The organism is Kineococcus arenarius subsp. arenarius (genome assembly GCF_050871845.1).
Taxonomy (GTDB): Bacteria; Actinomycetota; Actinomycetes; order Actinomycetales; family Kineococcaceae; genus Kineococcus.
In genome coordinates this window covers 1-20,491 of sequence record NZ_JBJLSE010000074.1, presented here as the reverse complement: position 1 = coordinate 20,491, position 20,491 = coordinate 1, and the positions used below count along the sequence as shown (strand labels likewise).

Here is a 20,491-nt window from a genome sequence, read left to right as displayed (position 1 = left end):
GTGTTCTTGCACGGTTGAGCGCTCAACCTCGCAAGATCACCGCGGGAGGAAGGGGCGGACGTGCGAGTCAGGCGGGGCGGGTGACGGCGGTCAGACGCACCGCGACGGTGACGTCCACGACCTCCGGCAGGGCGGCCAGGCGCTCGTCGAGGCCGTCGGCGTCGACGTGGTGGGCGCTGGGGCCCATGAGCACCAGGTCGCGCAGCGCCTCGCGCCCCAGCGGCCGCAGCACGCTCATCTCCCGCACGGCGGCCGGCGCGAAGCCGGCCAGCTCGGCCGCCAGGCGCTCGTCCTTGCGCTCGTCCACCCCGAGCATCCCCAGCACCGCGCGCACCTCGCCCAGGTGCGCCGGCAGCGGCGTGAGCACCACCCACGTCCCGCCGGGGCGCAGCACCCGGGTGACCTCCGCCGTCCCGCGCGGGGCGAACACGGTCGTCACCAGGTCCGCGCAGCCGTCGGCCAGGGGCAGCGGGCGCCACACGTCGGCGCCGACGGCCGCCGCCCGCGGGTGGGCGCGCGCGGCGCGGCGCAGGGCGGGTGCGGAGGTGTCCAGGCACACCCCGCCCGCGCCGGGCAGGGCGTCCAGGACGTGCGCGAGGTGGTACCCGGTGCCGCCGCCGACGTCGACGACCCGGCCGGCGCCGGGCACCAGCTCGGCGGCCAGCTGCGCCAGCGCGCCGGCCACCGGCGCGTAGTGCCCGGCGGCGAGGAAGCGCTCGCGGGCGGCGACCATGTCCGCGGTGTCGCCCGGGTGCGCGCGCCCGCCGCCGGTGAGGTTGACGTACCCCTGGCGGGCGAGGTCGGCGCTGTGCCCGGCGGGGCACACCAGCCGCCGCGCGTCCGCGGCGAGCGGCTGCCCGCACACGGGGCAGCGCAGCGCGGGCAGCGCCGCCAGCAGCGCGGCGGGCAGCGCCGCCGGGGAGGACGGGCGGGTGTCCAGGGCCCTCAGCGCTCGCGCTCGGCGGACCCGCCCAGCGGGTGCAGGCCGGTGAGGGCACCCACCCAGGAGGCCGGCACGCGCGCCAGCCGCTCGTCGTAGGCGCGCACGGTGGCGGCGTGGAAGGCGAGGTCCCCGGCCAGGCGGTGCTCGGCGTCGGCGATGGCGCGGCGGGTCCGGTCGTCGGGCTGCCCGTCGGCGTGCAGGGACAGCTCGGCCAGCCGGGTGCGGCGCTGCTCGGCCAGCGCCCCGGCCTCCACGGCCAGGTCCCGCAGGCGCACCAGGGAGGCGCGGGTGGCCGCGGCGTAGCCGACCGCCACGGCCACGAGCAGCAGGACGACGACGAGGACGACGGTGCCGGCGGTGCCCACCCTCAGCCGCCCAGACCGATGTCCGCCAGGCCGAAGGCTGCCCGGTACGGCAGCCCCTCGGCCTCGACGCGCTCCCTGGCGCCGGTGGCGCGGTCGACGATGACGGCGACGCCGACGACCTCCGCGCCGGCCTCGCGCAGCGCGGCGACGGCGGTGAGCACCGAACCGCCGGTGGTGGAGGTGTCCTCCACCGCCAGCACGCGCCGCCCGGCCACGTCGGGCCCCTCGACGCGCCGCTGCAGCCCGTGCGCCTTCTCCGCCTTGCGCACCACGAACGCGTCCAGGGCGGCTCCGTGCCGCTCGGCCCAGCCGCGCGCGTTGGCGGCGTGCACCACGGCCAGCGCCACCGGGTCGGCGCCCATCGTCAGCCCGCCGACGGCCTGGAAGTCCCAGTCGGCGACGAGGTCGAGCAGCACCGGGCCGACGAGCGCCGACGCCTCGCCGTCGAGGGTGATCCGGCGCAGGTCGACGTAGTGGTCGGCCTGCTCGCCGCTGGACAGCGTCACGCGGCCGTGCACGACGGCCCTGTCGGCGATGAGGGCGGCCAGGCGCTCGCGCTCGGCGGTGGGGGTGCTCACGGGGGACGAGCTTAGGCGGTGGTCGGGTGCGCCCCGGGCGGCGGCGCTGCGGCGGCGGTAACGTCCGGGCCGTGCGCCTGGCCACCTGGAACGTGAACTCCGTCCGCGCCCGCCTGGACCGCGTCCTGGCGTGGCTCGAGCGCAGCGACGTCGACGTCCTCGCGCTGCAGGAGACCAAGTGCAAGGACGACCAGTTCCCCGTCGAGGCCTTCACCGGGGCCGGTTACGAGGTCGCCCACCACGGCCTGTCGCAGTGGAACGGCGTGGCGCTGCTGTCCCGGGTGGGGCTGGAGGACGTGGCCACGTCCTTCTCCCCCGACGTGCCGGGGTTCGGGGTCCCGCCGGTGGTGGAGGCGCGCGCGATCGGCGCGACCTGCGGCGGGGTGCGGGTGTGGAGCCTGTACGTGCCCAACGGGCGGGGCCTGGACGACCCGCACTACGCCTACAAGCTGCTGTGGCTGGAGGCGCTGCGCGAGGCCGGCCGCGGCTGGCTGGCCCAGGACCCGGCCGCGCAGGTCGCGCTCGTGGGCGACTTCAACATCGCCCCCCTGGACGAGGACGTGTGGGACCCGGCCGTCTTCGAGGGCGCGACGCACACCTCGGAGCCGGAGCGCACCGCGTTCCGCTCGCTGGTGGAGCTGGGCTTCAGCGACGTGGTGCGCCCGCACGCCCCCGGCCCGGGCACCTACACGTACTGGGACTACACGCAGCTGCGCTTCCCCAAGCGGCAGGGCATGCGCATCGACTTCGTGCTGGGCTCGCCCGCGCTGGCGGCGCGCGTCAGCGGCGCGACGATCGACCGCGCCGAGCGCAAGGGCAAGGGGGCCTCGGACCACGCGCCCGTGGTCGTGGAGCTGGACGGTCCCGCCCCCGCCCCCGACGCCGCCGCGGGCCTGTGACGCGCGGCTGAGACGCGGTACTGCGCCGAACGGTTGAAGACCGCGGCCCCGGCCCGTCGCGGGGGCGACGGGCCGAGCGCGCGCGGCTAGGTTCGCGAGGGTGCGAGCACCTGTGAACGACTCCGACCTGGAGGCCGTCGAGCTGAGCGCGGCCACCGACGCCCGCGGGCAGCGGGCCGTGGCGGCGCTGCTGGAGTCGTGGGCGCGCAGGAGCGTGCCCGGGGACTCCGTGAGCAGGGCGCGGCTGCTGGTGGCCGCCAGCGAGCACAGCGCCTACGCCGGGGACTCCCGCCGGGCGCTGCGGCTGGCCCGCCGGGCGCTGGCGACCGGGGACCACGTCGCCCCGGACACCCGCTGCTACGTGGTGTCGGCGCTGCTGCTGTGCGGGCACCTGCGCGAGGCGCTGGCCCTGGTGGACGAGGTCCTGCGGGACACGCCGGCCGACGCCGAGGTGTACGAGCTCCTCGGCGAGGAGCTGGCCCGGCACCACCGGTACGACGACGCGGCGCGCGTGTGGACGTCGGGGTTGTTCCGCTGCGCCGGGGACGAGGAGGCCACGGAGGTGCTGCTGGCGGCGATGCGGCGCGGTCGCGGGCCCTCGCGCCCGGTGGACCTGCGCGACGTGGTGGACGTGCGCGAGGCGGCGGGCGTCCCGGTGCAGGCCCCGGCCCTCGACTGAGGCGCGGCGGCCGGCCCGGGGGGACCGGCCGCCGCGCCCCGCGCTCAGCCCTTCACGGCCCCCTCGGTCAGGCCGCCGCGCCAGAAGCGCTGCAGGACGACCATGAGGGCGATGAGCGGCACGACGGAGACGAGCACGCCCGCGGTGGTGAGCTCGTAGAACTCCGGCAGCCGGTCGGTCTGCGCGCGCCAGTTCACCAGTCCCACCGTGATGGGGTACAGCTGCTCGTCGGCGAGCATGATGAGCGGGAGCAGGTAGTTGTTCCAGATGCCGACGAACTGGAACAGGAAGACCGTCACCAGGGCCGGCACCATCATCCGCAGGCCGAAGGTGTGGAAGATCCGCAGCTCGCCGGCCCCGTCGAGGCGGGCGGACTCCACCAGCGAGGCGGGCACCACCGCGCCGGCGAAGATGCGGCAGAGGAAGAAGCCGAACGGCGACACGAAGCTGGGCAGCAGGACGCCCAGGTAGTTGTCGGTCAGCCCCAGGTTGCTGAACAGCAGGAACAGCGGCAGCGCGGTGGCGGTGCCGGGCACCAGGACCCCGCCGAGGATCAGGCCGAAGACGAGGTTGCGACCCTTGAAGTCGTACACCGCCAGCGCGTACCCGCCGGCGGCGGCGAGGTAGGTGGCCACCAGCGCGCCGCCCCCGGCGTACAGCAGGCTGTTGAGGAACCAGCGCACGAAGAGGCCGTCGTCGAAGGCGAAGACCTGCCCGATGTTCTCGAGCAGCTGGAACCCGGCGAACCAGAACCCGTTCGTCGTGAAGAGGTCCTCGGTGGACTTCGAGGCCGCGACGACGACCCAGTACACGGGGACGAGGAAGTAGACGGCGACGAGCGCCAGCACCGCGGTGACGATGATGGTGCGCGCCGCCGGGGGCCGGGTGGCCCCGCGGCGCGGGGGGCGTGGCGCGGCGCCGATGACGGTGAGGCGGTCCTCCTCGGGGCGTACGGCGGTCACGAGTCCCTCCGGGAGACGAGGCGCAGGAAGGCGAACGACAGGGCGAACGCGGCCAGGGCGATGATCACGGCCTGCGCCGCGGCCACGCCGTAGTCGTTGTAGGAGAAGGCGGAGGAGTAGGCGGCGAAGTTCGGCGTGTACTTCACGTCGATGGCCGGGGAGACACCGCGCATCACCTGCGGCTCGGCGAACAGCTGCAGCGTGCCGATGATGGAGAAGACGGTCGTCAGCACGAGCGCGGGCCGGATCAGCGGCAGCTGCACGGACCAGGCCAGCCGGAGGGGCCCGGCGCCGTCGACCTTCGCCGCCTCGTACACGTCGCCGGGGATCGACTTGAGCTGGGCGATGACGATGAGCATGTTGTACCCGGCGTAGGACCAGGTGACGATGTTGGCGATGGACCACAGGACTGTCGCCGGGCCGAGGAAGTCGGGGGCGAAGCCCAGCGCCTGCAGGCCCGCGACGATCGGCGAGAAGCCGGGCAGGTAGAGGAACGACCACAGGATGCTGGCGATGACGCCGGGGATGCCGTAGGGGGCGAAGTAGGCGGCGCGGAAGAAGGCGGGCCACTTGGCCGAGGCCGACTCCAGCAGCAGCGCCAGGATCGTCACCGCGACGATCATCACGGGCACCTGGACGACGCCGAAGAGCAGCACCCGCCCGATGGAGGCGACGAACGCCGGGTCGCCCAGCGCCCGCTCGTAGTTGTCCAGCCCGGCGAAGCCGGAGGTGATGCCCTCCTCGCCGAAGAGGCCCTGGCGCTGCACGCGGGTGAAGCTCTGCCCCACGGCGTAGACGATGGGCAGCACGAACGTCAGGGCGAACAGGACGAGGAAGGGTGCCAGCAGCACCCAGGGGGCGCGGCGCTGGGCGCTGGACGCGCGGGCGGGGCGCTGCCGCGAGACCGCCGGGCGCCGGTCCACGCCGCGGGCGGCGGGCGCCGCGGGGGCGCTCACGAGGCGCTCCCGGCCCGGACCCGCAGGCCCTTGTCACGCATGATGGTCAGGGTCTGCTCCTGCACGGCGGGCAGGGCGTCGACGATGGGCCGCCCGCCGGTGCCGCGCTCGCGGAAGACGGCGGAGAGCGCGTCGTTGAGCTCGATGAAGATCGGTGACCAGACCCAGTCGGGGTTCTGGGCGTCGGCGGCGGGCACGAACACCTCCTCGTTGTAGTCCTGGCCGCCGAAGAACTCCGACGGCTGCTGCCGGGAGGCCCCGATGTAGTCCGGGGACGGTGACCAGCCAATGCCGCAGTTCTCGATCTGGGCGTCGATGGCGCGCGGGTCGGTCGTCATCCAGTGGATGAAGTCCATCGCCTCGGCGGGGTGCTGGGAGGTGGCGAGCACGGCGGCGGTGGAGCCGCCGAGGGTGGCCGAGCCGTAGCCGGTGTCCGGCCACACCGGCAGGGGCGCCACGCCCCACAGCCCCGAGGTGCCGCCGACGCCCTGCACGAGGGCGTCGCCCCACGAGCCGGTGGTGAGCGCGGCGATGGATCCGGCGGCGGCCGCGGCGGTCCAGCCGGACGAGAAGGGCGCCAGCGCGGTGTTGTAGAGGTCCTCGGCGAAGGCGGTGTCCATGAACTCCGCGACCGTCCGGGTGGGCCCGCCGGTCAGGTCGACGACCCACTCGTCGCCGTCGGGCGTGAACCAGGTGGCCCCGGCCTGCATGCACAGGCTGGTGAAGACGTTGGGGTCGTTGATGCTGAACCCCTCCAGCCGGTGGGCCGGGTTCGCCTCCTTGACGGTGCGTGCGAGGTCTGCCCACTCCGGCCAGGTGGCCGGCGGGGTGGCACCGAGCGCGTCGAGGACGTCGCGCCGGTAGAACCAGCCCATGGGGCCGGTGTCCTGCGGGACGCCGAAGACGCTGTCGCCGACGGAGACGCGGGCGATGTCCCCTTCCCGGTAGTCGTCGAGGTGTTCCCGGAAGCCGTACCGGGAGAGGTCCACCAGGCCGTTCTGCAGCAGGAAGCTGGGCAGCACCTGGAACTCCACCTGGGCGATGTCCGCCCCGCCGCCGGCAGCGAGCGCCCCGAACATGCGGGTGTAGCCGCCGTTCGTGCCGGCACCGCTCCACACGGCCTTGACCTGCACGTCGGGGTGGTCGGCGTTCCACAGGTCGCACACCGACTGCAGTTCCTTCAGCCACGCCCAGTAGGTCAGGGTGATCGGGCCGTCGGCCCGGGGTTTGAGGGGCTGCTGGTTCACGGAGGCGCCGGCGGCACCGGCGGCGCAACCGCTCAGCACCACCGCCCCCGCGCCCAGCGCGGCCCCCAGCGCACCGCGTCGTGTCGTCTGCACGTTGGCTCCTCGTCGTCGAGAGATCCAGGACTGGCAGACAACCACGACTGCGCGCGGGGGGCAACGACCTCGGCGCGGCTGCGGCCGCCGGCGCCGCGTCAGGGGTGCATCCGCGCCCCCTTGACGACCTTGTCCACGCGGCCGCGCGGGCCGTGCAGCGCGAGGCCGACGAGGTCGAGCTGCGCGCCGGGCACGGCGGCGACCACGGCCCGGTTCGCCGCGTCGTGACCGGTGGCGAACATGCCGGCGGTGAACACCGCCAGCGGCAGGTCGCGCTCCAGCGCCCTGCGGTGCGCGGTGCGCAGCAGGTCCGCGGTGCCCTCCAGGACGAGCACCGGCTGCCCCAGCAGGGCCAGGTAGCCGGTGCCGTCGGCGTCGGCGTAGGGCTGCCCCACGAGCTCGGGGTGGGCGGCGGTGACGCCGCTGGCCAGGAACGCGGTCACGTTCAGGCGCTGCCACGCGGCCAGGTCGTCGCGCAGCAGGACGGCGATCTTGGTCTCGAAGCGGACGGGGGCGTCGTCGGGGGTGGTGTCCTCGCTCACGGGGTCAGCGTGGCGCGGTGCGGGGGGCGCGGTCTTGTACGTTCCTGACGTGCCCGAGGGGACTGCGGGGTCTGCGGCCGAGGTGGTGCGCAGCTGGCGGCCGGAGGTGCCCGGCGTCGCGGAGGTGCTGCACGCCCGCTTCACCCGCCACGCCTACCCGGTGCACGTGCACGACACCTGGGCGGTGCTGCTCGTGGACGAGGGCGCGGTGCGCTACGACCTGGACCGCCGGCACCGCGGTGCGCTCGGATCGGCGGTCACGGTGCTGCCGCCGGGCGTGCCGCACGACGGCCGGGCCGCGACGGGCGCGGGGTTCCGCAAGCGGGTGCTGTACCTGGAACCGCAGGCGCTGCCGGCGCGCCTGGTGGGCGCGGCCGTCGACGAGCCCGCCCTGGTGGGCGCGGCCCTGCGCGGCGCGGTGGTGGCGCTGCACGCGGCGCTGGCGCTGCCCGGGGAGGAGTTCGAGGCGGCGTCGCGGGCGGCGCTGCTGGTGGCCGGGCTGCGCCGGCGCCTGGAGGGCCGCGAGGTGCGCCCGGCGCGCCGCGACGTCCCCCTGGCGGCGCGGTTGCGGGAGCTGCTGGACGCGCACGTGGTGGAGGGGGTGACGCTGCAGCGGGCCGGGCGGGAGCTGCACGCCGCCCCGGAGCACCTGGTGCGCACGTTCCGGCGCGAGGTGGGGATGCCGCCGCACGCGTACCTGACGGCCCGGCGGGTACCTGACGGCCCGGCGGGTGGACCTCGCCCGGCGGCTGCTGCTGACCGGTCACCGCCCGGCGCAGGCGGCGGTGCTGGCGGGTTTCCACGACCAGGCGCACCTGACGCGGCACTTCCGCCGCCTGCTGGGGGTGCCCCCGGGGCGCTTCACGGCCCGGGCGTCGCGCCCGGGGTCCACGATGGGGGCGTGAGCGGCGAGCGCAGCGGTCCCGGGTCGATCACCGACGTGCCGGGGGTGCGGGTGGGGCAGGTGACCCGTCGCGGCGGCGGCTGGCTCACCGGCGTCACGGTGGTGCTGCCCCCGCCGGGGACGGTGGCGGGGGTGGACGTGCGCGGCGGTGGCCCGGGCACCCACGAGACGGACGCGCTGGACCCGCGCACGCTGGTCCCGACGGCGGACGCGGTGGTGCTCACCGGCGGCAGCGCGTACGGGCTGGTCACCGCGCACGGCGTGCAGCGCTGGTGCGCCGAGCGGGGCCGGGGTTTCCGCGTCGGGCCGGGCGAGGGCGAGGTGGTGCCGATCGTGCCGGCGGCAGCGGTGTTCGACCTGGGTCGCGGCGGGGTGTTCGGCAACCACCCGACGGAGGCGATGGGGTACGAGGCGGCGGCTGCGGCGGGCTCCCCCGCCGGTGCGCGCGTCGAGCGCGGGACGGTCGGCGCGGGCACGGGGGCGGTGGTGGGGCGCCGCTTCAAGGGCGGGGTGGGGACGGCCTCGGTGCGGGTGGGCGGCGCCGTGGTCGGGGCGATCGCCGTGGTGAACGCGTTCGGGCTGCCGGTGGCGCCGGGCCGGGGCCGCGGCGGGGCGGTGCCCGGGGAACCGCTGGGCTCGGGACCGGCGCTGAACACGACGCTCGCGTGCGTGGCCACGGATGCCGCGCTGGACCCGGCGGAGGTCTCGCGCACGGCGACCACCGCGCACGACGGGCTGGCCCGGGCGCTGGACCCGGTGCACACCCTCTCCGACGGCGACACCGTCTTCGCCCTGGCCACCGGGGCGGTGGCGCTGCCGTCGGCGCGCCCGGAGCGCGTGGCGGAACTGGTGCGCCTGCAGGCGGCGGCCGCGGAGGCGGTGCGGCTGGCGGTGCTGGACGGCGTCGCCTCGGCGGTACCGGTGGAGGTGGGCGGGGAGCCGGTGCCGCGCTGGCCGGGCTGAGACCGGCCGGTCACCGGCGCCGGCTACACCCCGACGGGCCAGGTGTCCGCTCCCCGGGTCCGCCCCGCCTCCCAGGGCGGGGACAGCGGGTGCAGGGCGGTGGTGTCGGGGAAGAACAGGAACGCGTCGTAGCGCCGGCCGAGGACGGTGGGCACGTAGTTGCCCCAGTGCTCCGCCTCCGGGTGGTAGACCACCCCGATCGCGCGGTGCGGGCGCTCCTCGCTCATCCAGCCGGGCTGCTGCTCCTCCGGCGGCACGACGATCAGCGCGGGTTCGTCCACGGCGAGGCGCAGCAGGGCCTCCACGCTGCCGGTGCGCGCCGGTGGCACGGGCAGGCGTTCCATCGGCGCCCCCCAGGAGCGGCCGGCCACCACGCTGCCGGCGTGGCCGCCGAAGCCGACGATCACCACCCCGTCCTCCGCGTGCCGCTCGCGCACCAGCTGCCCCACGTTGACCATCCCCTGGCCCGCCATGTCCGTGGCGCGCGCGTCGCCGACGTGGGTGTTGTGCTCCCACACCACCGCCTTCGCCGGTCGCCCCAGCCGGGCGCCGGTGTGCTCGACGAGCCGGTCCAGGGTGTCGGCCATGTGGGTGTCGCGGACGTTCCACGACTCGCTGTCGCCCCGGACCACGCTGCGGTAGTAGCGCTCCGCCCCGACGACGACCGCGGCGTTCTGCGCCGCGTTGAAACCGGCCTCCCGGGCGCCCGGCGGCCCGGGGTCGGACCGCTCGCTCAGCTGCCGCAGGAGCCGGACGACCTCCTGCTCGCAGGAGGTCGGCACGAGGGTCGCCCACGCGTAGTCGTGCGGGTCCTCCTTGTACGGCTCGAAGCAGCGGAACGCCTCCCTGGCCGCGTCCGCCCGGTCGGGTTCGTGCTCCTCGAGGTGGCCCAGGACCGCGCGCAGGGAGTCCCACAGGCTGTAGACGTCCAGGCCGTAGAACCCCACCCGCTCGTCGCGCGGCCGGGTGGCGTTCCACCCGCGCAGCCAGCGCGTGAAGTCCGCGACCTCCTCGTTGGCCCACATCCACGTGGGCCACCGGGTGAACCCGGCCAGGGCGTCGCGGGGGTCCTGGTCCGTGTCGCCCACGACGGAGCAGTTGACCCGGTAGGCGTCCGGCCAGTCGGCCTCGGCCGCGACGAACGAGAAGCCCTTCTCGGTCAGCAGCCTGCGGGTGAGTTCGGCACGCCAGGTGTAGTACTCCGAGGTGCCGTGGCTGGCCTCGCCGATGAGCACGTACCGCGCCTCGCCCACCCGCTCCAGCAGCGGGTCGAGGTCCGCTGCGGTGGTCAGCGCTCTCGTGAGCCCGTTCGTCCCGTTCGTCATCGACGGTCCCCGCTCCGGCGGGCCGGGTGCGGTGCCGCCGCCCCGCCACTGGTCGGTCGTGGCCGCGGTTCGACCGGTGCCAGTGTGGCAGCCGGCGCGCGGACCGTCCTGCCGGCGCGGGCGCCGCGTCAGCGCTCCTCGCGGCCCGCGGGCGGGTCGGCCAGGCGCACGGGCGGCAGGCCGACGACCTCGTAGGTGGCGGAGGCGACGCCGATGCCGGCCTCGTCCAGGCCGGCGAGGACCTGCCGGGTCATGGCGTCCTTGACGGCGCGCACCCCGCGGTGCGGCACCAGGAACCGCAGCGACAGCTCCAGCCAGTTGTCGGTGATGCGCCAGTACACGGCCGGCTCCAGCGAGGCGTCGGACATGGCGTAGCGGGTGCGCATCCTCGCCAGGGCGGCCTCGGCGGCCGGGTCGCCGACGACGGCGTGGTCGCGGGCCGCGGCGAGCAGGACGGCCTCGGCGCGGGAGCGGTCGGCGTCGTAGGGGATCGGCAGCGCGATCTCCTCCCACAGGTAGGGGAAGTCGCGCGTGTAGTTGTAGACGGGCTCGTCGAAGACGACGCCGTTGGTGACGGTGACCAGCCGGCCGGTGTACTGGCGCGAGTGCACCCACCCGGCGGGGTCGGCGCCGCCGGGCCCGGATCCGGCGGAGGGGGGCTGCCCCATCTCCATGATGGTGGTCTTGAGGAACCCCAGGCGCACGACGTCCCCGCGCACGCCCCCCAGGCTGACGCGGTCGCCGACGCCGAAGGTGTCCCCGCGCAGGATGACGAAGTAGGCGGCCAGCGACAGCAGCACCTGCTGCAGGGCGAAGGCGAGGCCGGCGCTGAGCAGCCCGACCCCGGTGGACACGTCCGTCTCGGGGGTCACCCAGATGGAGAAGACGCCCAGCACCAGCACGACGGCGCTGAGGACCTGCAGGCCCTGCCGGGCCCAGAACCGGCGCGGGTCGGCGACCCGCCCGCCCAGCACCCGGCGCACCACGGCGCGCGCCACGGCCCGCAGCCCCAGCACGGCGAGCACGAGCACGGCGGTGAACAGCAGCTTCACCCCGGTGGTGGCGCTGACGCCGACCAGGGTCACCCCGAGGATCTCCACGGCCTCGGAGGACGCCTCGTCCAGCACGGGTGTCTCGAGGACCCCACCGTCGAGGAACACGGTCCGGTCCCACCGCCTCTCGGGATCGACGACTCGCGGCCTCGCGAGGAGGGCCGGTGACCGGGTCCGCCCTCACGCTCCGGCGAACGTACCCACCGGCACGACGGCGAGCACGCCGGAGCGGCCGCTCACCACGGGCGCCGGTCGAGGCCCGCGAGCCTGCGCAGCGCCCGCACCCGGCGCAGCCGGCGCGCGAAGGGCTCCGGCAGGAACCGGCGCACCGCCGGGGTGGTGGCGACGGCCAGCACCGGGCTGCGCCGCCGGGCCCGTTCGGCCCGCTCGGCCCGTTCCCGGGCCCGGGCCTCCAGGTCCAGCGGCGTGAGCACCTGCTCGACGGCCAGCAGGATCGTCCCGCGCAGCAGCCACAGCGAGGTCTGCTCGCGCGCGTCCACCAGCAGCAGCTCGGTGAGGGTGGCGCGCGCCTCCCCCGCCCGCTCCAGGCTCTGCTCCAGGCGCTGCTCGACCTCCGCCTCGGCGCCGGCCGCCTCGGCCTCCAGCAGCGCCCCGAACGCGTCCAGGCAGGCGGCGACCTCGGTGAGCACGACCGCGAGCGCGGCCCGCACCTCCTCCCCGTAGCCGTCGTCCTCGGTGGCGTGCTCGGGCGCCTCCTCCCGCACGGCGATGAACAGGCCCCGCACGGCCAGCAGCGAGCTGTCGAGGGCTTCCAGCCCGGACTGCAGCACCGGCTCCACGTCCGCCGTGCCGAAGGCCCGGGGGTTGAACCGGCGCAGGTCGCGCGCTTCGCCGACGGCGGCGGCGGCACGGGCGGCGACGTCGGCGACGGCCCGCACGCGCGCGAGCCACGAGGCCACCTCGGCCTTGGTGACGGGGCGGGCCGCCATCGCGGCGCCGGCGGTGATCAGGCACCCGGCCTGCTCCTCGGCCACCGCGCGCACCTCGTTCACCGCGCTGCGGGTGGGGACCGGCGGGGGCAGCAGCACGCTGAACGCGATGCCGACCCCGGCGCCGATGAACGTGGTGACGAGGCGCGTCTCGGCGGCGATCTCCTGCCCGCCCACGGCCAGGACGAGCATGGCGCTGATGGGCGTCTCCAGCGCCTGGGCGCCCAGCCGCAGCACGGCGGCCAGGAGCAGCGAGGCGCCGACCGCCACCGCCAGGCTCCACCAGGTGAGCCCTACGACGCTGGACAGGGCCACGGCGACGAGGACGCCGGTGAGCACCGCCCCGACCCGCACGACGGCCATCTTCACGCTGGAGGTCGCCGACGCCTGCAGGACCAGCAGCGAGGTGAGGGAGCCGGTGAGGTCGACGGGGCCCTGCGTCGCGACGAGGGTGAGCAGGTAGGAGACGACGGCCGCCGCCGTCAGCCGGGCCGTGGTGGCCAGCGTGGGCCACACGGCGGCGCGGGGCCGCCCGGCCCGCCCGGTCGTGAACAGCGCACGAAGAGCCGCCCACCACCGCCCGACCACCGTCATGCCGACTCCCCTCCCACCTCGATCCGTGCGGCTCCACGCTGCCGCGTGGGCACCGCGCCGTCGAATCGGCTGGGGAACCGCCCCGCGCACGACCGTTGCCGTCGTGTTCACCGGCTGGCGGCGCCGGTGACGCCCGGCGGTCGCCCGTGGCCGGTTGGCTCCTGGTCGACGCACAGTCCGACCACAGGAGCCCCCGTGACCGACGTCCCCCCTCCCCTCGCCCGCCGCACCCTGCTGGGTGGCGCCACCGTCCTCGGCGCCGGCCTCGGCGCCGGGCTGCTGACCGCGGGCGCGCTGCCGCGCGAGCGCGGCCTCGCGGACCCCTTCACCCTCGGTGTCGCCTCCGGTGAACCCGCTCCCGACGGTTTCGTGCTGTGGACGCGGCTGGCGCCGGACCCGTACGCCGAGGACGGCCGCGGCGGGATGCCGGACCGCGACGTCCCCGTGCGGTGGGAGGTCGCGCACGACGAGGGTTTCCGCCGGATCGTGCGGCGCGGCACCGAGGTGGCCCCCGCGCACCTGGGGCACAGCGTCCACGTCGAGCTGGACGGCCTGCACCCGGGGCACCAGTACTGGTACCGGTTCCGCGTCGAGGGCCGTGAGACCCACATCTCCCCCGCCGGGACGACCCGCACCGCACCGGACCCGCGCACCTGGGGCACGCCGCTGACGATGGCGTTCGCCTCGTGCGCCCAGTACGAGCACGGCTGGTTCACCGCCTACCGGCGCATGGCGGAGGAGCAGCCCGACGTGGTCCTGTTCCTCGGCGACTACATCTACGAGTACGAGAAGAACCAGTACGTCGTCGGTGACGGCAACGTCCGTGACCACGCCGGCCCGGAGACGACGACGCTGGCCGGCTACCGGCAGCGCCACGCCCAGTACAAGGCGGACCCGGACCTGCAGGCGGCGCACGCGGTCGCGCCGTGGGTGGTGACCTGGGACGACCACGAGGTCGAGAACAACTACGCCGACCTGGTCGCCGAGGAGCAGGAGCCGTACCCCACGCAGGAGGAGTTCGCCGCCCGCCGCGCGGCCGCCTACCAGGCGTACTACGAGAACATGCCGCTGCGGCGCTCGTCGATGCCGCAGGGACCGGACATGCGGCTGTTCCGCCGCCTCGACTGGGGACGGCTGGCGTCGTTCCACGTGCTGGACACCCGCCAGTACCGCAGCGACCAGCCCGGCGGGGACCAGTTCCCGACGACGGGGCCCGAGCGCGACGACCCGAACCGCACGATCCTGGGGACCGAGCAGCGCGACTGGCTGCTGGACGGCCTGGGCTCGTCGCAGGCGACGTGGGACGTCATCGCCCAGCAGGTCATGGTCCACGAGCACGACTACGTGCCCGGCGTGGACCGCGGGTTCAACCCCGACTCGTGGGACGGCTACACCGCCGACCGCCAGCGCCTGCTGGACGGGTTCGCCGAGCGGGGCGTGGAGAACCCGGTCGTCCTGACCGGCGACGTGCACAAGCACTACGCCGCGGACCTGACGCGCAACCCCTCCGACGCGAACGCGGACCCGATCGGCGTGGAGCTGGTGTGCACCTCGATCACCTCCGGCGGTGACGGCACCGACGGGTACGGCGCGGACCAGCTGGCCGACAACCCCGACCTGAAGCTGGCGGACGACCGGCGCGGCTACGGCATCGCCCGCCTGGAGCGCGACCACCTGCGCGCCGACTTCCGCGTCCTGGACCACGTCTCGCAGCCGGGCGCCGCGGTGCGCACCCGCGCCTCGTTCGTGGTGGAGGCCGGCAACCCGGGGCTGCAGGAGGTCTGAGCCGGGGCGCTCCTCCGACAGGACGGCCACCGGGCCCGCGGGTTGCCGTGGAGGCCCGGTGGCCGCGGGCCGCCCACTTCACGCGCTGGGAGCAGAGTGCAGGCGGCACGCCCCGTTCAGCCGGAACCCTTCGCACCCGCGCACGGTGCAGCCGACCTGACGACCTGCGACCGCGAACCCGTCCACGTCCCCGGCGCCGTGCAGCCGCACGGCGTGCTGCTGGCGGTGGACCGCACCGAGCACCGCGTGGTCGTGGCGTCCGCGAACGCGGCGGGGTTCTTCGGCCGCCCGCCGCGTGGCGTCCTGGGCGCCGCGCTGCCGGAACCGCTGGGCGAGGAGGTCGCCGCCCGGGTGCGGAGGGCCGACACGGCGGAGGACCTCGACGAGGCCCTGCACGCGCGGCTGGAGCTGCCCACCGGCCCCGTGGACGCCGACGTGGCGCTGCACGTCTCCGGCGACCGGCTCCTCGTGGAGGTGAAACCGCTCTCCCCGGACGCGGCACCGGTGTCCTACCGCGCCACCCGGGCGGCGATCGCGCGCCTGGCCGGCAGTTCCGGGATCGACGGGTTGTGTGCCCGACTGGCGCACGAGGTGCGCACCCTGACGGGTTTCGACCGCGTCATGGTCTACCGCTTCGACGCGCAGTGGAACGGCGAGGTCGTCGCCGAGGACCGCCGCGACGACCTCAACGCCTTCCTGGGCCTGCACTACCCCGCCTCCGACATCCCCGCCCAGGCCCGCCGCCTCTACACGGTGAACTGGACACGGCTGATCGCCGACGTCGACTACGTCCCCGTACCCCTGGAACCCCCGGTGGACCCGGGCACCGGCGCACCCCTGGACCTGTCGCACTCGGTGCTGCGCAGCGTCTCGCCGATCCACGTGGAGTACCTGAAGAACATGGGCGTGGCCGCCTCCATGTCCGTCTCGCTGGTCGTGGAGGGCAGGTTGTGGGGCCTGGTCGCCTGCCACCACTGCTCCGGCCCGCACCGGCCCAGCCACGACGCCCGCTCCGCGGCGGAGTTCCTCGGCCAGACCGCCTCCCAGCTCGTCGGTGAACGGGTGCGTTCCCGGGAGCGCGAGCAGGCCCTGGACGGGCAGCCGGCTGCTCACCTGCGGCGAGGTGCCGCCGTGGGAGGCGCTGCAGCGCATCGCCAGGCTGCTCGCGCGGGCCGACGGCGCCGCCACGTTCACCGACCAGCTGTCCGCGCTCAGCCCGGGGCTGACGGACGTGGCCGGCGTGGCGGCGGGGGCGCTGCGGGTGGGGATCGGCGGCGACGCCTGGGTGCTGTGGCTGCGCCCGGAACAGCCGCGGGTCGTCGACTGGGGCGGCGACCCGCATAACGCGAAGATCGCCGAGGGCGAGGGGCCGGCGGTGCGCATCAGCCCCCGCAAGAGCTTCGAGAAGTGGCAGGAGGTCGTGCGCGGGCGCAGCGCCCCCTGGCTGCCGTGGCACGGCATCACCGCCGACCGGCTGCGCCACCAGATCACGGGGCTCATGCTGGGGCGCTCGCGCAGGCAGATCGCCATCGCCGAGTCCCTGCAGCGGGCCGTCGTCCTCGACGAGGCGCCCGAGGTGCCTGGCCTGGAGGTCCTGGCGCGCTACCTGCCGGCGGAGGGCGGCCAGCTCGGCGGCGACTGGTGGGACGTGCTGCCCCTGGACGGCGACCGGGTGGCCGTCGTGGTCGGGGACGTGGCCGGGCACGGCGTGCACGCCGCAGCGGCCATGGCGCAGCTGCGCACGGCGGTGCGCGCCTACCTGCTGGAGGGGCACTCCCCCGCCGCGGCGCTGGAACGCCTCGACACCCTCGTGGGCACCATGCCCGGCGGCCACACCGCCACCGCCGTCGTCGGGATCGTCGACCACCGCGGCACCGGAGACGGCTCCGAGGCGGTCGTCGAGCTGGCCAGCGCCGGGCACCTGCCGCCGCTGCTCGTCAGCGCGGAGGGCACCACCGCGCTGCGCGTGCCACCGCGCCCGGTGCTCGGTCTGGGTTTCGGGCCCACCACCGGCGTGGACGGCGAGGACGTGCGGGTCCCGCTGCCCGCCGGTGCCGTGCTGCTGCTGCACAGCGACGGCCTGGTGGAACGCCGCGACGCAGGCCTGGAACAGACGACCGCCGCGCTGGCGGAGGCCGCCACCCGGGCCGCCGGGGAGCTCCTGCCGGACCCGGAGCGGGGCATGGCGGCCGTCGTGGACCGGCTGCTGACGGCCGTGCCCGGCGGCGGGGGCGACGACACGACGCTGGTGCTGCTTCGACGCAGGTGATCCGGGTCCACCGACCTCCACTCGACCCTGGACGGCGAACTCCGACACCGAGCTACTGGTGTACTTGGCAAGCTTGCAAGCAGCTTGCCAAGCAAGTAGCTCATCGGGTCTGCTGCATGACCAGGTGACAGATCGAGTCACGCGGCCAGGTCGACCGGAACGGTCGTGAAGGTCTCGTGCTCGATGAGCGTCAACCGCCCCAGCCCGGCCTGGGCGACGGGGCCGGCGGTAGGTCCGCTCGATCCAGGTCACGATCGCGATCCGCAGACCCTCGTGGGTGGCCCACGTTCGGTGGTCCAGGGCCTTGCGCGATCCAGGACGTCGTTCTGCACGAGGGCGAAGAAGCTGTCGGTCTCACGGAGTCGCTGTGACAGCTCCCGCCATGAGCACGGTCACGCACACCCACCGTCCGCTCTGCGGTGAACCGCACGTCCGGCAGGTCGTCCCCGTACCGGTCGGCCGGTACGGGGACGACCACTACCGCCGGCTCAGACGGTGAGCGCGGTCTCCGCGCGCCGGACGACGAGCCCGGTGGAGCGGGCGGAGTCCGGCGAGTCGAGGTCGACGGTGAAGTCGCGGTTCTCCACGTCCACCTCGACGGTGTCGCCGTCGCGGACCTCCCCCGAGAGGATCGCGCGGGCGAGGCGGTCGCCGATCTCGCGCTGCACGAGGCGGCGCAGCGGCCGCGCGCCGTAGGCCGGGTCGTACCCGGTCAGCGCCAGCCAGTCCTTCGCCGCGTCGCTCACGTCGAGGGTGAGGCGGCGGTCGGCGAGGCGGTCGGCGAGGCGCTGGACCTGCAGCTCCACGATCCGGGACAGCTCCTGCGTGGACAGCGGGTCGAACACCACGACGTCGTCGAGGCGGTTGAGGAACTCCGGCTTGAAGTTCGCCCGCACCGCGCTCATCACCGCGTCGTGCTTGGTGGCCCGCGACAGCTCCGGGTCCACCAGGTACTGCGAACCCAGGTTCGAGGTCAGCACGAGGATGACGTTGCGGAAGTCCACCGTGCGGCCCTGCCCGTCGGTCAGCCGGCCGTCGTCGAGGACCTGCAGGAGGATGTCGAACACCTCCGGGTGGGCCTTCTCCACCTCGTCCAGCAGCACCACCGAGTACGGGCGTCGCCGCACGGCCTCGGTGAGCTGACCGCCCTCCTCGTACCCGACGTACCCGGGGGGCGCACCGACGAGGCGGGCCACCGCGTGCTTCTCGGAGTACTCGCTCATGTCGATGCGGACCATGGCCCGCTCGTCGTCGAAGAGGAAGTCCGCCAGCGCCTTGGCCAGTTCCGTCTTGCCGACACCGGTCGGGCCGAGGAACAGGAAGGAACCCGTGGGGCGGTCGGGGTCGTTGACCCCGGCCCGGCTGCGGCGCACCGCGTCCGAGACCGCCTCGACGGCCTTCGACTGGCCGATGAGCCGGGCGCCGAGGAACTCCTCCATGCGCAGCAGCTTCTCGGTCTCGCCCTCGAGGATCCGGCCGGCGGGGATGCCGGTCCAGCCCGCGATGACCTCGGCGATGTCGTCGGGGCCCACCTCGTCGGCGACCATCGGCTTGGGGCCGGCGCCGTCGGCCTGCCCCTCGGCGGCCTGCGCCTGCTCCAGGTCGCGCTCCAGGCCGGGGATGCGGCCGTAGAGGATCTCGCTGGCGCCGCCCAGGTCGCCCTCGCGCTGGAGGCGCTCGGCCTGCGAGCGCAGCTCGTCGATCCGGTGCTTGAGGTCGCCGACGCGGTTCAGGCCGGCCTTCTCCTGCTCCCACCGGGCGGTCAGCGCGGTGAGCTGCTCCTGCTTGTCGGCCAGCTGCGCGCGCAGCGCCTCCAGCCGCTCGCGGGAGGCGGCGTCCTCCTCCTTGGACAGGGCCAGCTCCTCCATGCGCATGCGGTCCACGGCGCGGCGCAGCTCGTCGATCTCGACGGGTGAGGAGTCGATCTCCATGCGCAGCCGGGACGCGGCCTCGTCGACGAGGTCGATGGCCTTGTCGGGCAGCTGGCGCCCGGAGATGTACCGGTCGGACAGGGTGGCGGCGGCCACGAGGGCGGCGTCGGAGATGGCGACCTTGTGGTGCGCCTCGTACCGCTCGCGCAGGCCGCGCAGGATGCCGATGGTGTCGGGCACCGAGGGCTCGCCGACGAACACCTGCTGGAAGCGGCGCTCCAGGGCGGGGTCCTTCTCGATGCGCTCGCGGTACTCGTCGAGGGTGGTGGCGCCGACCAGGCGCAGCTGGCCGCGGGCGAGCATGGGCTTGAGCATGTTGCCCGCGTCCATGGAGCCCTCGGCGGCGCCGGCGCCGACGACGGTGTGCAGCTCGTCGATGAAGGTGATGATCTGCCCCTCGGAGCGCTGGATCTCGGCCAGCACCGCCTTCAGGCGCTCCTCGAACTCACCGCGGTACTTCGCGCCGGCGACCATCGCGGACAGGTCGAGGGCGACCAGGCGCTTGCCGCGCAGGGACTCCGGCACGTCGCCGGCGACGATGCGCTGCGCGAGGCCCTCGACGACGGCGGTCTTGCCGACGCCGGGCTCGCCGATGAGGACGGGGTTGTTCTTGGTGCGCCGGGAGAGCACCTGCACGACGCGGCGGATCTCGGCGTCGCGGCCGATGACCGGGTCGAGCTTGCCGTCGCGGGCCTGGGCGGTCAGGTCGACGCCGTACTTCTCGAGGGACTGGTAGGTGCCCTCGGGGTCGGGCGAGGTGACCTTCGCGCCGCCGCGCACGCCCGGCAGGGCGTCGAGCAGCGCGTCGCGGGTGGCGCCGACGGCGCGCAGGGCCTCCCCGGCGGCGGACTGCCCGGTGGAGGCGCCGATGAGCAGGTGCTCGGTGGAGACGTACGCGTCGTCCAGGGCGCGCGCCTCGTCCCCGGCGGCCTGCATGAGGGCCAGGGCGGGGCGGGACAGCGACGGCTGGGCGACGGAGGCGCCGGACGCGCTGGGCAGCGAGGCCAGCGCGCCGTCCACGCGGCGGGTGAGCAGGGCGCGGTCGGCGCCGACGGCGTCGAGCAGGGCGCCGGCGACGCCGTTGTCCTGCGCGACGAGCGCGGCGAGGACGTGCAGGGGCTCGACCTGCGCGTGGCCCGAGGACGTGGCGCGGCCGACCGCGTCGGCCAGCGCCTCCTGGGCGCGGGTGGTGAGCTTGAGGTCCACGGGTCCCTCCTGGCGGGGTGGTGCGGAACGACTACGTCAGGCACAACGCTGCCAGACTTGAGCTTGTTCCGCTCAACTTGCCCCAACCCCCGGGGATCCTCTCTCGCCAACTCCCCACCCCTCCCACCCCGGCGGGGGGGGGGGGGGGGGGGGGGGGGGGGGGGGGGGGGGGGGGGGGGGGGGGGGGGGGGGGGGGGGGGGGGGGGGGGGGGGGGGGGGGGGGGGGGGGGGGGGGGGGGGGGGGGGGG

The 20,491-nt window shown here is 75.3% G+C and carries 16 protein-coding genes and 3 pseudogenes; 7 read left to right on the top strand and 12 right to left on the bottom strand.

The window, feature by feature from the left end; all coding sequences use genetic code 11:
- Positions 1-67 precede the first annotated feature (67 nt).
- Genes ACRYM0_RS15575 through pyrE form a run of 3 tightly spaced genes read right to left on the bottom strand, consistent with a single transcriptional unit; the run spans position 68 to position 1,886 of the window.
- Entirely contained in the window at positions 68-898 is an 831-nt protein-coding gene (locus ACRYM0_RS15575) for a putative RNA methyltransferase (protein WP_432506610.1), read from the bottom strand.
- 47 nt (positions 899-945) lie between these two features.
- The gene (locus tag ACRYM0_RS15570) at positions 946-1,308 is read right to left on the bottom strand and encodes a hypothetical protein (RefSeq protein WP_432506604.1); all 363 of its coding nucleotides are present in this window, start codon (positions 1,306-1,308) and stop codon (positions 946-948) included.
- A gap of 2 nt (positions 1,309-1,310) precedes the next feature.
- Positions 1,311-1,886: an orotate phosphoribosyltransferase gene (gene pyrE, locus ACRYM0_RS15565; protein WP_432506602.1), complete on the bottom strand. Its 576-nt coding sequence runs from the start codon at positions 1,884-1,886 to the stop codon at positions 1,311-1,313.
- Positions 1,887-1,957: 71 nt separating this feature from the next.
- On the opposite strand from pyrE, the gene ACRYM0_RS15560 reads away from it, so the two are divergent.
- Complete coding sequence (locus ACRYM0_RS15560) at positions 1,958-2,785, top strand: exodeoxyribonuclease III (protein ID WP_432506600.1); 828 nt, start codon at positions 1,958-1,960, stop codon at positions 2,783-2,785.
- 100 nt (positions 2,786-2,885) lie between these two features.
- Positions 2,886-3,464, top strand: coding sequence for a hypothetical protein (locus ACRYM0_RS15555; protein ID WP_432506598.1), 579 nt, complete (start codon positions 2,886-2,888; stop codon positions 3,462-3,464).
- A 44-nt stretch (positions 3,465-3,508) separates the two neighbouring features.
- Here the strand turns inward: ACRYM0_RS15555 and ACRYM0_RS15550 are convergent, their stop codons facing one another.
- The 4 genes from ACRYM0_RS15550 to ACRYM0_RS15535 all read right to left on the bottom strand — a co-directional run bounded on the left by ACRYM0_RS15550 (position 3,509) and on the right by ACRYM0_RS15535 (position 7,264).
- Positions 3,509-4,387 carry a carbohydrate ABC transporter permease gene (locus ACRYM0_RS15550; protein ID WP_432506608.1) on the bottom strand — a complete coding sequence of 293 codons (879 nt, stop codon included), beginning with the start codon at positions 4,385-4,387 and terminating at the stop codon, positions 3,509-3,511.
- 35 nt (positions 4,388-4,422) lie between these two features.
- The gene (locus tag ACRYM0_RS15545; RefSeq protein WP_432506596.1) at positions 4,423-5,382 is read right to left on the bottom strand and encodes a carbohydrate ABC transporter permease; all 960 of its coding nucleotides are present in this window, start codon (positions 5,380-5,382) and stop codon (positions 4,423-4,425) included.
- Positions 5,379-6,722, bottom strand: coding sequence for an ABC transporter substrate-binding protein (locus tag ACRYM0_RS15540; protein ID WP_432506594.1), 1,344 nt, complete (start codon positions 6,720-6,722; stop codon positions 5,379-5,381). Before ACRYM0_RS15540 ends, ACRYM0_RS15545 begins: the two co-directional genes overlap by 4 nt.
- A 98-nt stretch (positions 6,723-6,820) precedes the next feature.
- On the bottom strand, positions 6,821-7,264 hold the full coding sequence (locus ACRYM0_RS15535) for a DUF2000 family protein (RefSeq protein ID WP_432506592.1): 444 nt from the start codon (positions 7,262-7,264) through the stop codon (positions 6,821-6,823).
- Here ACRYM0_RS15535 and ACRYM0_RS15530 point away from each other — a divergent pair.
- A pseudogene (locus tag ACRYM0_RS15530) lies at positions 7,248-7,688 on the top strand (AraC family ligand binding domain-containing protein); the annotation flags it as partial. The gene ACRYM0_RS15535 and the pseudogene ACRYM0_RS15530 sit on opposite strands and share 17 nt — an antisense overlap.
- A 477-nt stretch (positions 7,689-8,165) precedes the next feature.
- Positions 8,166-9,131, top strand: a complete 966-nt coding sequence (locus ACRYM0_RS15525) for a P1 family peptidase (RefSeq protein WP_432506606.1) — start codon at positions 8,166-8,168, stop codon at positions 9,129-9,131.
- 23 nt (positions 9,132-9,154) lie between these two features.
- Here ACRYM0_RS15525 and ACRYM0_RS15520 read toward each other — a convergent pair whose 3' ends face one another.
- The 3 genes from ACRYM0_RS15520 to ACRYM0_RS15510 form a co-directional block, all read right to left on the bottom strand.
- Positions 9,155-10,456, bottom strand: coding sequence for an erythromycin esterase family protein (locus tag ACRYM0_RS15520; RefSeq protein WP_432506590.1), 1,302 nt, complete (start codon positions 10,454-10,456; stop codon positions 9,155-9,157).
- Positions 10,457-10,584: 128 nt separating this feature from the next.
- Positions 10,585-11,616: a mechanosensitive ion channel family protein gene (locus ACRYM0_RS15515; protein ID WP_432506588.1), complete on the bottom strand. Its 1,032-nt coding sequence runs from the start codon at positions 11,614-11,616 to the stop codon at positions 10,585-10,587.
- A 128-nt stretch (positions 11,617-11,744) separates the two neighbouring features.
- Entirely contained in the window at positions 11,745-13,052 is a 1,308-nt protein-coding gene (locus ACRYM0_RS15510) for an FUSC family protein (RefSeq protein ID WP_432506587.1), read from the bottom strand.
- A gap of 195 nt (positions 13,053-13,247) precedes the next feature.
- On the opposite strand from ACRYM0_RS15510, the gene ACRYM0_RS15505 reads away from it, so the two are divergent.
- The 3 genes and pseudogenes from ACRYM0_RS15505 to ACRYM0_RS15495 all read left to right on the top strand — a co-directional run bounded on the left by ACRYM0_RS15505 (position 13,248) and on the right by ACRYM0_RS15495 (position 17,106).
- A complete protein-coding gene (locus ACRYM0_RS15505; protein WP_432506585.1) occupies positions 13,248-14,837 on the top strand; it encodes an alkaline phosphatase D family protein in 1,590 nt (529 codons plus the stop codon).
- Between the two features lie 96 nt (positions 14,838-14,933).
- Positions 14,934-15,875: pseudogene (locus tag ACRYM0_RS15500) on the top strand (GAF domain-containing protein); the annotation flags it as partial.
- A 16-nt stretch (positions 15,876-15,891) separates the two neighbouring features.
- Positions 15,892-17,106, top strand: a complete 1,215-nt coding sequence (locus ACRYM0_RS15495; protein WP_432506584.1) for a SpoIIE family protein phosphatase — start codon at positions 15,892-15,894, stop codon at positions 17,104-17,106.
- A gap of 137 nt (positions 17,107-17,243) precedes the next feature.
- On the opposite strand, the pseudogene ACRYM0_RS15490 reads toward ACRYM0_RS15495, so the two are convergent.
- Together ACRYM0_RS15490 and clpB are read right to left on the bottom strand one after the other, a co-directional pair.
- Positions 17,244-17,415 (bottom strand): annotated as a pseudogene (locus ACRYM0_RS15490) (IS3 family transposase); the annotation flags it as partial.
- Between the two features lie 179 nt (positions 17,416-17,594).
- Positions 17,595-20,243, bottom strand: a complete 2,649-nt coding sequence (gene clpB, locus ACRYM0_RS15485; protein WP_432506582.1) for an ATP-dependent chaperone ClpB — start codon at positions 20,241-20,243, stop codon at positions 17,595-17,597.
- Between the last annotated feature and the right edge of the window lie 248 nt (positions 20,244-20,491).